At 64.1% G+C, this 14161-nt stretch carries 13 protein-coding genes and 1 pseudogene; 4 read left to right on the forward strand and 10 right to left on the reverse strand.

Features of this window, described 5'->3' with window-relative positions; translation table 11 throughout:
• Positions 1–49 precede the first annotated feature (49 nt).
• A complete protein-coding gene (locus LDN85_RS17375) occupies positions 50–745 on the forward strand; it encodes a GNAT family N-acetyltransferase (RefSeq protein WP_026541362.1) in 696 nt (231 codons plus the stop codon).
• Between the two features lie 81 nt (positions 746–826).
• Positions 827–3169, forward strand: coding sequence for a DEAD/DEAH box helicase (locus LDN85_RS17380; protein WP_026541363.1), 2343 nt, complete (start codon positions 827–829; stop codon positions 3167–3169).
• Between the two features lie 20 nt (positions 3170–3189).
• Here the strand turns inward: LDN85_RS17380 and LDN85_RS17385 are convergent, their stop codons facing one another.
• The 7 genes and pseudogenes from LDN85_RS17385 to ssd form a co-directional block, all read right to left on the reverse strand.
• Positions 3190–3552, reverse strand: a complete 363-nt coding sequence (locus tag LDN85_RS17385; protein WP_223943659.1) for an Rv3654c family TadE-like protein — start codon at positions 3550–3552, stop codon at positions 3190–3192.
• The gene (locus LDN85_RS17390; RefSeq protein ID WP_223943660.1) at positions 3549–3935 is read right to left on the reverse strand and encodes a TadE family type IV pilus minor pilin; all 387 of its coding nucleotides are present in this window, start codon (positions 3933–3935) and stop codon (positions 3549–3551) included. Before LDN85_RS17390 ends, LDN85_RS17385 begins: the two co-directional genes overlap by 4 nt.
• Positions 3936–4024: 89 nt before the next feature.
• Positions 4025–4189: pseudogene (locus LDN85_RS22020) on the reverse strand (DUF4244 domain-containing protein); the annotation flags it as partial.
• A gap of 538 nt (positions 4190–4727) precedes the next feature.
• The gene (locus LDN85_RS17400; RefSeq protein ID WP_223943662.1) at positions 4728–5303 is read right to left on the reverse strand and encodes a type II secretion system F family protein; all 576 of its coding nucleotides are present in this window, start codon (positions 5301–5303) and stop codon (positions 4728–4730) included.
• Positions 5303–6103 carry a hypothetical protein gene (locus LDN85_RS17405; RefSeq protein WP_223943663.1) on the reverse strand — a complete coding sequence of 267 codons (801 nt, stop codon included), beginning with the start codon at positions 6101–6103 and terminating at the stop codon, positions 5303–5305. Before LDN85_RS17405 ends, LDN85_RS17400 begins: the two co-directional genes overlap by 1 nt.
• Positions 6100–7356, reverse strand: a complete 1257-nt coding sequence (locus LDN85_RS17410) for a TadA family conjugal transfer-associated ATPase (protein WP_223943664.1) — start codon at positions 7354–7356, stop codon at positions 6100–6102. The genes LDN85_RS17405 and LDN85_RS17410 overlap by 4 nt, the downstream gene beginning before the upstream one ends.
• Positions 7353–8471, reverse strand: coding sequence for a septum site-determining protein Ssd (gene ssd / locus LDN85_RS17415; RefSeq protein ID WP_223943665.1), 1119 nt, complete (start codon positions 8469–8471; stop codon positions 7353–7355). The genes LDN85_RS17410 and ssd overlap by 4 nt, the downstream gene beginning before the upstream one ends.
• Before the next feature lie 157 nt (positions 8472–8628).
• Here ssd and LDN85_RS17420 point away from each other — a divergent pair, with 157 nt between their 5' ends.
• A complete protein-coding gene (locus LDN85_RS17420) occupies positions 8629–10320 on the forward strand; it encodes a bifunctional 3'-5' exonuclease/DNA polymerase (RefSeq protein WP_223943666.1) in 1692 nt (563 codons plus the stop codon).
• A gap of 169 nt (positions 10321–10489) precedes the next feature.
• Positions 10490–10690, forward strand: a complete 201-nt coding sequence (locus LDN85_RS17425) for a DUF1508 domain-containing protein (protein ID WP_026541370.1) — start codon at positions 10490–10492, stop codon at positions 10688–10690.
• A gap of 14 nt (positions 10691–10704) precedes the next feature.
• Here LDN85_RS17425 and LDN85_RS17430 read toward each other — a convergent pair whose 3' ends face one another.
• From LDN85_RS17430 to LDN85_RS17440, 3 genes are read right to left on the reverse strand one after another with little or no spacing between them, the layout of a single operon-like run.
• A complete protein-coding gene (locus LDN85_RS17430) occupies positions 10705–11382 on the reverse strand; it encodes a CoA pyrophosphatase (protein WP_223943667.1) in 678 nt (225 codons plus the stop codon).
• On the reverse strand, positions 11379–12173 hold the full coding sequence (gene nth / locus LDN85_RS17435) for an endonuclease III (RefSeq protein ID WP_223943668.1): 795 nt from the start codon (positions 12171–12173) through the stop codon (positions 11379–11381). The genes LDN85_RS17430 and nth overlap by 4 nt, the downstream gene beginning before the upstream one ends.
• An 11-nt stretch (positions 12174–12184) precedes the next feature.
• A complete protein-coding gene (locus LDN85_RS17440) occupies positions 12185–13756 on the reverse strand; it encodes a hypothetical protein (protein ID WP_223943669.1) in 1572 nt (523 codons plus the stop codon).
• Positions 13757–14161 lie beyond the last annotated feature (405 nt).

The raw sequence follows: 14161 nt of genomic DNA on the forward strand, positions 1-14161 counted from the left end.
CGCTGATCCGGCTCTGTTGCTTCATGGTGTGCTGGCATACTCTCTCTACATGAGTCCAGACGCCTTGGTTGAAGACATTGCGCACCTCTTGGAAGTCTGGGTAGCCGGCTGGTCCGGCTGCCGGGGCTACGAGTCACGCCAGGAAGGCCGCTTCCCTGCCGCACTTCGCGCCGACAAGACCGGTGACTGGGAGTATTTTGCCCATGATCCCTCGGACGAAGAGTTCACCGCCCTGGCGGCTAAAACCGCAGAAGCTCCCACCCGGATCCTGACGGTCCTTACCAACGACGTCCAACGCTACAAGTACCTCGCGGAACAGCACGGGCTGACCGTGACCTCCGCATCGCAAACCATGATGATCGTGGACATGGAAACCCAGGATGCCGAGGATCCCTGGCTCCCGGACGATGACCTGGAACTGGCTACCTCCGAATCCAACGGGGTCCACTACGCGGTGGTCCATTCCGGCGAGCAGGTAGCTGCGAGCGGACGGGTCTTCGTGGTGGACGGGACCGCCGTCTTCGACAAAATCGTCACCGAACCGGACTTCCAACGGCGTGGGTTGGGCAGCTTCATCATGAAGGCCCTGGCCGCCCAAGCTTTTTCCCACGATGTCGAGAACGGGCTGCTGCTGGCATCCCTGGACGGTCAGAAACTGTACTCCCACCTCGGCTGGGAAGTGGTGGGGCACGTGCTCATGATGTCCGCCAGCGGCACCGAAGGATCTGATCTCTCGGGGCTGTAACTGCCCGCGGTCGTGTTGGGTTCGACGGCGGCGCCCGCGGGTGCCGCCGTCGGCATGGCTGCACAGTGACAGAATGATTCGGTGGCTGCACCTCAATCATTGATCTCCTTGCTGGGCCGGACGCCGGACCCGGAGCAGTTGCGCCATGTCCACACCATCCCTGCGCGGAAGGCCGTTAACGAGCCCTGGCCGGGCTGGGCTCACCCCGACGTCGTGGACGCCTACCAGTCCCTGGGTATCCAGGAACCGTACCGGCACCAGATCCAGGCAGCCGAGCTCGCCCATTCCGGACAACACGTAGTGATCGCCACTGGTACGGCATCCGGCAAGTCTCTGGCCTACCAGCTTCCTGCCCTGGACGCGATTCACCGTTCCGAGCTGCGGGTCCTCTCCGATCCCGGAAAGATCCACGACGACGGTGCGGTCACCCTCTACCTGTCCCCTACCAAGGCTCTGGCTGCAGACCAGCTCGCGGCGATCCGTGCGCTGAAGCTTCCCACCGTAAGGGCGGAAACATACGACGGCGACACCGACGTGGCGTCGCGACGTTGGATCCGCGACCATGCCAACTTCATCCTGGCCAACCCGGACATGCTGCACTTTGGAATCCTGCCCAACCACACTTGGTGGGCAAAGTTTTTCCGGCGGCTGCGCTACGTCATTGTGGACGAGGCACACAGCTACCGCGGAGTCTTCGGTTCCCATGTGGCAAACCTGATGCGTCGCCTCCGGCGGATCTGTGCTTACTACGGCGCAGGCAACACGTTCCCAGAGCCGGTGTTCATTGCTGCGTCGGCCACCGCGTCCGATCCCGGTGTTTCCTTTGGCCGGCTCATCGGTGCTCCGGTCAGGGAAGTCTCCGAGGACTGCTCGCCGCACGGTTCCACCACGGTGGCTTTCTGGGAGCCCGCGCTGACCGATGTCAAAGGTGAAAACGGTGCCAAACAGCGGCGGACTGCCGTAGCCGAAACAGCGGACATCCTGGCCAACCTCGTTTCCTCGCGTGTAAGGACCATCGCGTTCATCAAGTCGCGTCGAGGGGCCGAATCCATTGCGTCGATCACCAAGAGGCTCCTCGACGAGGTGGACCCAAGTCTGCCAGGGCGCGTGGCCGCCTATAGATCCGGGTATCTTCCCGAAGAACGTCGTGCTCTGGAGCAGGCTTTGAGGTCCGGCCAGCTGTTGGGTGTTTCCAGCACGTCCGCTTTGGAACTGGGGATCGACATTTCCGGCCTCGATGCGGTGCTGGTGGCTGGGTGGCCGGGCACCCGTGCCTCCCTTTTCCAACAGATTGGCCGGGCCGGCCGGGCGGGGCAGGATGCCATTGCCGCTTTCGTGGCCAGCGACGACCCCTTGGACACCTACCTGGTGAACCATCCCGAGGCCATTTTTGACGTTTCCGTGGAAGCCACCGTCTTTGATCCTGGAAACCCCTACGTCCTGGGACCCCACCTGTGTGCAGCGGCTGCAGAACTGCCGATCGGGCCTGCCGAGCTTGATCTTTTCGGCCCGACCTCCGAGGGACTCCTGGACCGGCTTGTTGTCCAGGGATACCTGCGCAAGCGGCCTGCAGGATGGTTCTGGACCCACCCGGAGAGTGCCGCCGGAATGGTGAATCTCCGGGCGGACGGAGGCGGTCCAGTGAGCATCGTTGACGCCGAAACAGGGTCGCTCCTGGGGACCATGGACTCGCCGCAAACCCACTACCAGGCCCACACGGGTGCCATCTATGTCCACCAGGGCGAAAGCTACCTGGTGGAAGACCTCAATGAGGCTGACCATTGCGTCATGGTCCGCCGGGTGAACCCCGATTTCTACACCACCGCGAGGGACGTGACCCAGATCGAGGTGCTCGAAACGTCGCGCTCGGTCCAGTGGGGCGACATCACCGTGCATTTTGGCGACGTCAAAGTAACTACGCAAGTTGTCTCCTTCCAACGCAAGGCCTTGATTTCCAACGAGATCCTTGGTGAAGAACCCTTGGAGCTGGGCGCCCGGGATCTCTTTACCAAGGCCGTCTGGTTTGTTGTGGATAACCGCTCTCTTCACGGGGCAGGTCTGGTGGAAGCAGAGTTCCCGGGGGCACTTCACGCTGCCGAACACGCTGCCATCGGGCTCCTTCCGTTGGTTGCCTCCAGTGACCGCTGGGACATTGGCGGTGTTTCCACTGCCCTGCACGCCGACACCGGGGTGCCCACGATTTTCGTATACGACGGACATCCTGGTGGTGCCGGATTCGCTGAGCGGGGCTTTGAAAAGGCCAAGATCTGGTTGACGGCAACCAAAGAAGCCATTCAGGCCTGTGAGTGTGAGGCAGGCTGCCCATCCTGCGTCCAGTCCCCTAAATGCGGCAACAAGAACAATCCGCTGGACAAGGCAGCCGCCATCACCCTCCTTGGTGTGTTGTTGAAGGATGCCATCTAGAGACAGGTCGTACGGCGGCATTAGGGAGGTGGCCCCGCCCTTGCCCGTCCCGTGGCAACTCCCCAGCCGAAAGGGTGGTCCAGCTCGGTGGCAACGTCAACTACCGTTCCGCCGGTCACTGTGCAGGACACAATCGTGGCTTCCTGCCGCCCCGCAACGTCTGAAGCAACCGAACACGGTTCCCCCGAGGTGAGGCCCCGGGCGGCGTCCGCCCCCGCGAGGGCTGCCAGATCTGCCGCGGACGCAGCCCTCGAAGCCAAGACCCCGGCCTGGGCCAGGAAGAGCACGCCGAAGAGCAGGGCAATCACTACCGCGCCCAACACCAACGCGAGGACCGTTCCCGCCCCGCGTTCAGGGTGCACAGGAACTCCCGACTGATTCATGGATTGCTTGCCCCTGAACCACCTGACTCTGCACGGCCTGGTGCAGTGCCGGCTGAGTCAGTGCGGCCTGACTCTGCACGGGCGGAAGCCGATGCTGTCAACGTCCAGGGGATCAACGGTCCCAGCGCTCCCCCGACCCGGGATGACGCTGTCACCGTGAGCCATCCACCGCTTTCAGTAAGGGTCGAAGTGGCGGTGTCACCGGCGAGCCGTGTGACGATTCCCTCCACTGTTCCGCCGGTCTCGCCCCGAGCTGACGCCCGGGCTCCGGCCGTGGCAGCTTCTTCCAACCGCAGTTGCGTGATCCCCGCAGCGCCGCCTGCCAACAGGAAGGCCAAGAGCAAGACCACAGCCGGCAAGGCAACGGCAAACTCCGCTGTCACGGCTCCTGATTCCGCCCCGTCCCTCTTCCATTTGGATGGTGGTCCTGCGCAGGCAGCAGGTGACCTTCCGCCGGCAGGCAGCACGTGCATCATGGCAAGGACAGTGCAGTGCGGATCAGGTTGAGCAGGAAGCCACGGACTTCTTCACTCCGAAGGATGACCACCAGCAGGCCGGCCAGACCCACCGCGGCCAAGGTAGCGATCGCGTACTCTGCTGTGGCCATACCGCTTTCGGAGCCCAGGAGCATCCCCCGTGTCCGGAGCTTTTCCCCGATCCTCCGATAGCTCCTCCGCTGCCGCCGGCCAGGCCGCCTCCGCAGAGAAGCATGGTCCTCGACCAAATCCGGGTTGCGGGCGGCCAGCGGCCCCCGTATGGCCAGAGCATCGCTTGGTGCGGAGACTTGGAGGCTGGTTCCAGCGCCCCCTGACTCCACTTGCCCAAACCCGGAATCCTTGAATTCCTCGAGCTCAAATTGCTCAATACCAAACGCCCTCATGCCGGGCTTCCCTGCAGTGGTTCCCCGGTCCAGCCACGTCCGGTCCAACCAGACTCGATCCGTGCCTGCAGAGCGACGACCTGGACGGCGGGCAGGTCCGGGCCTGAATAGTGTTTTCACAGTGGATTCCTTTCAAGAAAAACCAGCGGATCCGCCGGCTGGTTCGACTCTTCCGTGGCTCAGCCACGGCCAATAGAAGCAGACTCTTCCAAGTGGATAACCCATGCAAATGGCCCGGATGTGGAGGGAGAGTGGCCATTATTCACAGAGTGTATTTGCTGTGCTCCTGCCCGGTTCATCCGGCAGGAAGCATGGCTATCAGGACGGGTACTATCCCCAGGCAGATGAACGCGGGCAGTGAGCAAAGGCCCAGTGGCACCACCAGTTTCACACCCAAGGCTGCGGCTCTCTTCTCCGCAGCCCTGAACTGTTCACGCCGTTCCCTGGCAGCCTGGGCGTAGAGGATCGATGCCGAGGGCGCACCCGTCAGCGCTGCAAATGCCAGTGCCTCTTTGAGGCGGACCACCTCAGGGATGTGCTCAGTGGGTGCCCGCCACGCCGTTTCCCAATCGGCCCCTATGGCAAGGGCGGCCACCACTGGCCTGAGCGATTTCCTGATGGGAGGGGAGGCGCATCCGGAAATAAGTTCAAGTGACCGCCCAATACCCGCGCCGGCGTCGAGCATTGATGCCACCAACTCCAGCATCATGGCGGTGTCGTGGAGGCCATCGTCCGGAGCCCGGCTCGCAGGACCGGTCGGCGACGAGTCACCTTCGCCGCGAACCAGTAATCGAGCCCTGGAACGGACCGGTCCAGCGAACCAGATGGACGCCGCCAGGCCCAGGACAATAACTATCAACAGCGCTGCCATCACGTGCTCCCGGTCGCAGAGGCCACCAGGCGTGAGGACCAAACGCGGCCGGCCACGGTCAGGAGAATGCCAGCCACGAACGTGGCGACACCCAAAATGTTGTTCAGGAGGATTCCCAGCGGGTCCACACCGAGGCCCATCCCCAGCAAGAGCCCGAACACCGGGAGCCAAGACAGCAGCCTGACCGTGGCTTTTGGCCCGGCGAGCGCCGTTTGCCGGGCGGCTTCTGCGTCTTCTTCGGCTTCCAGTTGGGCAGCAAAGCGGGTCAGGAGGTCAGCAAGCGGACAGCCACTTGTTTCTGCAACTTCCAGACATGCCGCCAGTTCCATCCATACACGTCGTTCTGAACTTCCCCGCCGGGCATAGGTCCGCGCGGCGGTGTCCCGGATTGCTTCAGCCGTAGGATTTCCCAAGCTGGATGCCGCCCTGGCCGCGGCCACCACCAGCAGCGATTGCGTGCTGAGGGCAATTGTCCCCCGCTGTGCCACCGTGTCCGCGGAGCCATCCTTGCTCAACCGGGAGCCATGGACCATCCACAGTTCGTCCCATAATCGGGACGTTCCCCGCCCACCACGCAATAAGGCCGCAAGCTGTTGGACGAGCACAACCAGCGGCAAGGACTCTGTGCGCTGGGTCCGCCAAGGACGGCGCAGCCCCACACCCTGCCGGGCACTGCGTGCGGCACCCATGCCTCCTTGAGGCTCCCCCAATCTCTTCCGCACCCGTCGATCATCAACGCGGCTGCCACGGAAGTGCTGCCAGGCCGCGAGGGCTGCAATGAGGACAAAGGCAGCGATCATGTGCCGGACCTGGGACCCGGTGACCCGGGATCTGGTGACCCGGCATCCCGGAACCAGTCCAACCCCGCGGGCAACGCCGGGGCAAGCCTGCCGGCAAGGGCCAGCCAGGCGGGCCCGCATGTCATCCCGATGGGGTCCCAGCGGAGGGCGGAGAGCACTTTCTGGCCCTCAGCGGTATCAGTCAGTACCCCTATGGAGGCCACTTTCCTTCCCGCTGGCGTCCGGTCCACATGTATGACGACGTCCAAGGCACTGGAAACCTGGAGCCGTACGGCCTCAGCGTTCAACCCCGCCAGCGCACCCAGTGCCACCAACCGTGCAGGGACGGCCTCTGCCGTGTTGGCGTGGATGGTCCCACCACCGCCTGTGTGCCCGGTGTTGAGGGCCGTCAGCAGTTCACGGACTTCAGCGCCACGGCATTCTCCAACGATCAGCCGGTCCGGCCGCATTCGCAGTGCTTGGCGGACCAGTTCGCCAAGATCCAGGGCACCCCCACCCTCAAGGTTTCCGTGCCGGGATTCAAGGGTTACCACATGAGGGTGGACGGGGTTGAGTTCGGCAGCGTCCTCGATCAGGACCAGCCTCTCGGACGGGTGGCTCAGGCCGAGCATGGTGGACAGCAGTGTGGTCTTTCCCGAGCCTGTGGCTCCGCTGATCAGAAAGCTCAGCCTTTGGCTGATGATGGCCTTGAGAACCCACTCGGCTTGCTCCGAAAACATGCCGCTCTCCCTCAACTCCGCAAGGGTGAAGACATTCTCGCGGCGAATACGAATGGAGAGAAGTGTTCCGGTGGTGGAGATCGGCGAAAGAACCGCATGCACCCGGTATCCGCCGTTGAGCCGGACATCGACGCAGGGCGACCCATCATCCAAACGACGGCCACCGGCTGAGACCAAACGGGACGCCAGGGATCTGACCTGTTGCTCAGTCTCGAAGTGCACCGGTGACCGTTCCAGCCCTTGCCCTCTGTCCAGCCAGACGGAGTTGGGGCCGTTGACGAAGATGTCCGTCACGGCCGGATCCTGTGCCAACTGCTGCAGGGGTCCCAACCCGTTGAGCTCAGCGTTGATGGATTCGGCCGCTTCGAGGGCGCCGGCTGTGCCCAGCAACCTGCCGCTTGCCTGGACAGCCGCTGCCACCGTGGACGGAGTGACTGGCCCGTTGCCTGCCAGGACAGACTCCCGCACGGTCTCAAGGAGCAGGGAATCTAGTTTTCGGCCTTGCCTTCGCCGTGTTGCTTCGAACCGGTTCATTGAATGGCACCGTGCAGTTCCAGCACGGACAGGGCCAGGCGGTTGATGGGCTTGCGCCGGCCGAACTCAAGAATGCGGCCGAGTTCAGTGCCGGCCGCCACGCCCCTCATATCGGGGAGGACACCCAGCAATGGCAATCCCAAGGACTCCGCGATGAGGCCGGCATCAACAGAGGAAGCACTGCTGCCCCGCACCACCAGCCCAGCGTCCGTGGGAGGAAGTTCATTGAGGATCCGCCCTGCTGCAACTGCGGATTTAAGGTGCGCCCGTGCGAGCAGGATCAACCGGTCGCAGTCCCAGGCGAGGTTGCGAACTCCTTCTCCGCTGCGCCCTATGTCCACGAGGATGAGCTCAAAGCTGCGGCGCGCGGCGTCCATGACGGCAGCCACTGCCCTGGTGTCCGGGCTGTGGAACGCGTCCCTTGTGCCGGGCCATGACAAATAGGCGAACCCACCGGTGAATGGCAAGGAATCCCGAAACTGCACGGGATCAATGTGCCCGCGGGTCTCAGCGAAGTCGGGCCACTTCAGCCCGGTAACATCCTCTGCCGTTACGGCCAGTTCAAGGCCGCCTCCCCAAGGATCGCCGTCGATGAGCATGGTGCTGACGCCGTAGTCCGCAGCCGCTTGCGCCAGCCAGATGGCTGTAGTGGTAGCCCCCGCGCCGCCACTTCCACCAATGATCCCCAAGACCATGCCTCCGGGATCGGGGGAACCGGACATGCTGAGGTGCTCGGCCAACCATGCGGCGGCTTCGGGAAGGACGGCAACCCGTTCAGCCCCGAGGACAGCCGCCAGCTCCCACAGCCCGTCCCCATCTGTTGCCTTCCCCAACAGCACTGTGGGAGAGCGTCTTCGAGGGGGCAACTCCCGGACATCGCTGCCCACCAAAACGACGTCGGCGCTCTCCCAACCCTGCAAGGCCTCGACGATGTCAGCAGCGGTTGTGAGGTTTCCACCCGCGGCTGCCACAATCCGCTTGGCCTCTTCCTGCAAGTAAGGGTCCGAGGAGACGAGCAGTATTCCGGCAGAATCATGGGGAACCCAAACTCCGTCCATTTCCGCTTCCAGTGGCTGGTTCGTGGCTTGCCGGTGCCGGCGTTCGCGCTTGCTCATGGATCCACCCTTGCGGACCTTCGGGAACACCATCAGGACCTCAGACCCGTATGTGCACAACCTCGATGGAACCGGCTGCCCGGGGCCACATGTGGAGGAACAGTGCAGGGCAGCACCACGCACAACGCACCACCACGCACAAGGCAGAATAGAGACCATGTATTTGCTGCTCGCCGCCCACCCGGAAGGCGCAGCCATACAAAGAATTTCCCCCACCGGCAAGCCCACGGCGGACGCGCGCGTGGTCACGCGAGGTGAGCTTCCCGGCGTCGTGCGTGAGTTCGAAACCCAGCGGCCCCGCTGGGTGTGGCATCGCGCCATGGACTGGTATCCGGAACTGCTGACCCACGGTGTGGAGCTGGAGCGATGCCATGATCTGGCACTGTGTGGAGCCATCCTGGCGCACTCGGAATTCACGGCGGACACCGACTACGCCCGGCATGCCGTCAAGATCACGCAGGACGATGACTCGGCTCCACCGCGCGCTCTTCAACCACCGCCCCCTCCTGCGGACCAGGGGGCCTTGTTTGAAGATCCTGCCCCGTCCAACCCCAAAGCGGGGCTGGCCGAACTCCGGGAGGAATTCGCAGCCCAACAACAGGCAGTGGCTCAGGTGTCCAGCGATGAGCAGCGGAAGCAACGGCTCCAACTGCTGCTGGCCGCCGAATCAGCCTGCGCCATCATCGCCGTGGAGATGCAACACGCCGGTGTCCCCTGGCGCGAAGAGCTGCATCAGCAGATCCTCGCCGACGTCCTCGGACCCAGGCCGCCCCAAGGACGGAGGCCTCCGGCCCTTGAAGCTCTCTGCGCCGAGCTCCGCAGCCTCCTGAACTCCCCTGGCCTGAACCCGGACTCCCCCCAGGACCTCATGCGAGCCCTCCACCGGAACGGTATAGAGGTCAAGAGCACGCGCCAATGGGAGCTGCAGGAGTCCAAACACCCCGCCATCCAGCCCCTTCTCGCCTACAAGAAACTCTCCCGCCTCCACACGGCCAACGGCTGGGCATGGCTGGACGCATGGGTGCGGGAGGGCAGGTTCCACCCGGAATACGTGGTGGGCGGCGTCGTGTCCGGCCGCTGGGCTTCCCGCGGCGGCGGTGCGCTTCAGATCCCGCGGAACATCCGCGGTGCGGTCCATGCCAATCCCGGCCACAAACTCATCGTCGCTGATGCCTCGCAACTCGAACCGCGCGTGTTGGTGGCGCTTGCCCAGGACACAAAGATGGCCGAGGCCGCCCGCGACAAAGACCTCTACGCGGGCATTGCGGCCCAGGGTTTCGGCGGCGACCGGGCCAAGGCCAAGATTGCACTGCTGGGAGCAATCTACGGCGCCACTACTGGCGAATCGGGCAGGCTCATGCCGCAGCTCACGCGCACCTATCCGCGTGCCGTCGGGTTCGTGGAGCAAGCCGCCCGCCAAGGCGAGGCCGGCAGGACCGTCACCACGAGGCTGGGCCGAAGCAGCCCGCCGCCGTCGTTGGGCTGGTTGCGCAGCCAGCAGTCCACCACTGCCGAAGAACAGCGTCGCGCGGACAACCTGGCCCGCTCCCGGGGCCGCTTCACCCGCAACTTCGTAGTCCAGGGTTCGGCTGCGGAATGGGCGGCCTGCTGGCTCGCTGAATTACGACGGCGGCTGCGGGCCATGCGCGCCGAAGGCTTGCCTTCCGGGGAGCTCGTCTTCTTCCTGCACGACGAAGTGATGGTTCACGCCCCGGACGAGGCGGTGGAAGCCTGTATCCAAGCCATCGAGGAAGCAGCCGCCGCGGCCAAGGAGCTCATGTTCGGACGAATCCCGGTCGAATTCCCGGTGAGCATCGCCGTCGTCGAGTCCTATGACAAGGCGAAGTAGCCGCACAGTACCCACAACCTCGTGGACTATCCAGTCATATCTCGCCATATGAGGCGGAATGACCGGTACCGCCAAGTAACTTTCGTTCTCCCCTGGTTCTGGCTACTTTCGCTATGTGGATACGTTGTTTTCCACATTTTTCTGCGCGGAAGCACAAGGGGGAGCATCAATGGCCGGCAGGTTCGAAATTCTCAAAGACAGCGACGAGACGTACAGGTTCCGCCTCACCGCGGCCGACGGCACGGTTGTGGCCGAATCGCCCACGTACGGACACCTTGACGGTGTCATTGCAGGCATCAAGGCCGTGCGGGAGAACGCCGCGACAGGGCTGATAGTGGACCGTTCGACGGCGGCGCGCAAGGCCGCCTGACAGCGACCGTTTTGCTAGAGGTCGACGTCGCGCAGCTTCTCCGTGTCCCAGGGGACGGTCCAGTCCAGTTCGTCGAAAAGTCCGCTCAGGATCATCCCGGTAAAGCCCCACACCAGCACTCCGTTCACAGTGAAACCAGGACTGGTGTAGGTGCGGCCGAAGCGGGTGATGGTGGCGGTGACGCGGTTGTCTGGATCCAGGAGGTCGCGCACCGGCACCCTGAACACTTGCGCGGACTCAGCGAAGTCCACTACGCGTACCGGCGATGGCTTGTCCCACCAGCCCAGCACGGGAGTCACCCGGAAATTGCTGCGGATCAGTCCGAGCTCGGGAATAACGCCGAGCACACGGACACCGCTGGCGTCGAGCCCGGTTTCCTCGACGGCTTCCCGCAATGCCGCAGCCACCACCGACTCATCCTCCGGGTCCACCATGCCGCCTGGGAAGGCTACTTGGCCTGGGTGGTCATCGAGGGTGTGTGCGCGCTCCAACAAGAGGACATCAAGGTCCGCCGGGGCTATGGGGCGGTCGGACTCTGCGGGTACGTCATCAAGCACGCCGAAGAGCATGAGCACCGCGGCAGGCCTGTTTGTTTCGGGGATGACGGGGAGCTTCTCCCACAGAGCAGAGTGCTGCTGTTCGCCGGCCTCGAACCGGGTCACCAGCGCCGAGAGTTCTTCAAGCGCGGTCACCCGGGCCTCCTTTGCGATTCCATGCGGATTTCCGCGGCGCGGTGGGTCTCCGCCAACAGTTTGTCCAGCAGCGCCTCATTGCCCGGGGCGAGCTCGTACTTCAACAGCTTGGCTGCTTTGACCGGATCCGTCTCGCCGTCGCCGTAACTGGGGCAGAGGCTGGCCACAGGGCAGGCACCGCAGGCGGGCTTCCTGGCGTGGCATACCCTGCGGCCGTGGAACACCACGCGGTGCGACAACATGGTCCAGTCCCGCGGTTCAAACAATTCCGCGACGTCGAACTCGATCTTCACGGGATCATCGGACTCCGTCCATCCGAATCGGCGGGCCAACCGCCCAAAGTGCGTGTCCACCGTGATTCCGGGGATGCCGAACGCGTTGCCCAGTACCACGTTGGCGGTTTTCCGCCCGACGCCGGGCAACGACACCAGGTCCTCCAACCTGCCGGGAACCTGGCCGTCGTACTCGTCCACCAGCCGGTTGCTGAGTGCCAGGACGTTCCGCGCTTTGGCCCGGAAGAAGCCGGTGGGCTGAAGGATGGTCTCCAGTTCCACGGGATCAGCCTCTGACATGGCCCGCGCATCCGGGTACCGGGCAAACAGGATCTTGGTGACCTGGTTGACCAGGACGTCCGTGGTCTGTGCTGACAGGACCGTGGCCACCACCAGCTCAAACGGATTCCGGAAGTCCAGTTCCGCGTGCGCGTACGGATACTTTTCCGCCAGGACCCGGTTGATCTTGCGGGCCCGGCGTTTGAGTGCGAGCAGCGAACCAGCTTCAGCGATGGCCACGGGGTCCCTGCCTAGCCGCGTTCGATGTTGCTGAGCTCCCGAAGAACCCCAACCTTGCCGTCGGTATCCTGCACCAGGAACTCATGGCCGCGGTCCTCCAGCGCCAACACCCAGCCACCCGGTTCGATGGTGAAAGCAGGGGTGCCCGTGTGTTCGTCGTACGCAGTCCGCGGTTGGGCAACAGCGAACCAGAACGCCTCGTATTGCGGTGAGTCGGAGTCGTCCGGACGACTGGCGGGATCCACCGTGGCACCGATCGATTCGCTGACCCGACGGGTGTCGCCGGAAACGATGGGAGTGGCCATGGTGGCAGCCCACGGCTGTTGCGCGGCTGGCTGTTGAGCGGCGTGCTGCGTTGTGGCAGGTTCCGCGGCGTGCTGCGTTGTGGCAGGTTCGGCGGCGACAGGGGAAGTTGCGACTTCCGGCTTCACTTCAGGACCCTTCGCGGCTTCCGGTACCGGCTCAGCCGCAGAGGAAGGCGCGCTATCGCCGGCAGGAGCCGGAGCCGCCACGCCCGGTGCAGGGCTGCCGGCGGTTTCCTGGTTGCTCCCGGCGGCGGAGCCAACGGCTCCAGAGCGGCCTTCCGGAGCGCTGGCGGCCGGACTGACGTCCGCTGAATGCACGACGGCGGGTGTCTCCGCAGCGTCCGACGACGCAGCACCGTAGTTGGCCGGCGGAGCGAACGGGCTGGAACCTGTGGCCCCGGTACCGCCAGCGCCAACCCCACCGACAGCGGACGCACCAGCACCGCTGGAGGCTGCACCAGCACCGCTGGTAGCTGCACCAGCACCCGCGCCGGGAGCCCCGGCAACCAATCCTTGCGAGCCTGCAGCCTGCGAACCGGAGTCGTGAGAGCCGGGAGCGTAAGAGCCGGATGCGTTCACGGAGGATGCGTTACCGGCGGGAGCCTGGAAACCGGGGGCCGATCCAGCCGTAGCCTGCCCTGCGGCCGGAGCGGGAGTTACGGGTTCCTTGGGTGCTTTGGGAGCGGCCGGCTTGCGGCTGGGAATTGCGGCCTCGCGGGCTACCACGTGGGCCGGGACTTCCGCGCGGTCCTTGAAATCAGCTGACAACCAGGGAAGGTGCGGTGCCAGGACGGTTGCGGCAAGCAGGCCCGCGGAACCGATAAGACCCAGCAGGGCACTGCCGTTGAATGAGACGGCGATGGTCAGGAAGAAGAGGAGAAAGGCGAAGGACGCCGTGACGGACGCGAACTGGTCAACGGACAGTGAACCCACCCGGACGATGGTTCCAGGCTTCAATCTGCGGGCTACGAAGAGTGCCACCACAACCAGCGGCAGGATGATCCCCAGCAGCAGGAAGAAGAGGCTGCCAAGGTTCCAGAGGTTGAAGAGCCCTCCGAACATCGGCAGTAAGGACGCAACAAACATCAGCAGCGCTGAGCCGAAAACAGTGAGGTCCCGGATGGTGAAGGGTCCTGCGACGGCGTCGTATTTGGTGGCGTCTTTCTTGGCAGCATCAGGATTTGCACCAGCGTTGGCACTTGGTGCGGTGGCCGTTCCAGCCGTGGTCTCGGGCCCCGTTCGCGGTGTGTCGTGCGGGCCTGGGCTCAGCTGGTTCATCTATTTCTCCTTCGTACGGCGGCGTCCTGGGCAGTCCGGACAGGCGACCCCCGCAGGAATCCGCGGAAAACCGGCCACGCTCAAGGTGCGTCCCAGGACTTCTTCAGCCTATGCCACCCCACTGACAGGGTTCTAGCTGAAAACGGCCTTCCGGCTTCGCCCACAGCAAACTCCAAGGTTCCTTACAGATCGAGGCCTGCAGTTGCCCCGTAACAGCGGCGGGCGGGAGCCGCCGTCGTACGTCATGTAAACGGTTCCCCACCGCCTGAGGCGCCATTCGTCGCTAAATCCGCGCCGCTCGCTGGCACGTTTGTGACGACGCACACGTAGGACCTTCCGAAGCGATAGTGTTGATGGCGGACAGCACTCTGCGGACCTTTCGGGGAGACGTTCGACGCCGACGAC

Origin of the sequence: Arthrobacter sp. StoSoilB20 (genome assembly GCF_019977295.1) — a bacterium.
Lineage (GTDB): Bacteria > Actinomycetota > Actinomycetes > Actinomycetales > Micrococcaceae > Arthrobacter > Arthrobacter nicotinovorans_A.

What these genes read in the sequence shown, in the direction of transcription:
- LDN85_RS17405 (WP_223943663.1), bottom strand. Translation starts at nt 6,103, where the DNA reads ATGATCGCTGCCTTTGTCCTCATTGCAGCCCTCGCGGCCTGGCAGCAC.
- LDN85_RS17385 (WP_223943659.1), bottom strand. Translation starts at nt 3,552, where the DNA reads ATGAATCAGTCGGGAGTTCCTGTGCACCCTGAACGCGGGGCGGGAACG.
- LDN85_RS17400 (WP_223943662.1), bottom strand. Translation starts at nt 5,303, where the DNA reads ATGGCAGCGCTGTTGATAGTTATTGTCCTGGGCCTGGCGGCGTCCATC.
- LDN85_RS17420 (WP_223943666.1), top strand. Translation starts at nt 8,629, where the DNA reads ATGTATTTGCTGCTCGCCGCCCACCCGGAAGGCGCAGCCATACAAAGA.
- LDN85_RS17375 (WP_026541362.1), top strand. Translation starts at nt 50, where the DNA reads ATGAGTCCAGACGCCTTGGTTGAAGACATTGCGCACCTCTTGGAAGTC.
- LDN85_RS17410 (WP_223943664.1), bottom strand. Translation starts at nt 7,356, where the DNA reads ATGAACCGGTTCGAAGCAACACGGCGAAGGCAAGGCCGAAAACTAGAT.
- LDN85_RS17425 (WP_026541370.1), top strand. Translation starts at nt 10,490, where the DNA reads ATGGCCGGCAGGTTCGAAATTCTCAAAGACAGCGACGAGACGTACAGG.
- ssd (WP_223943665.1), bottom strand. Translation starts at nt 8,471, where the DNA reads ATGAGCAAGCGCGAACGCCGGCACCGGCAAGCCACGAACCAGCCACTG.
- LDN85_RS17440 (WP_223943669.1), bottom strand. Translation starts at nt 13,756, where the DNA reads ATGAACCAGCTGAGCCCAGGCCCGCACGACACACCGCGAACGGGGCCC.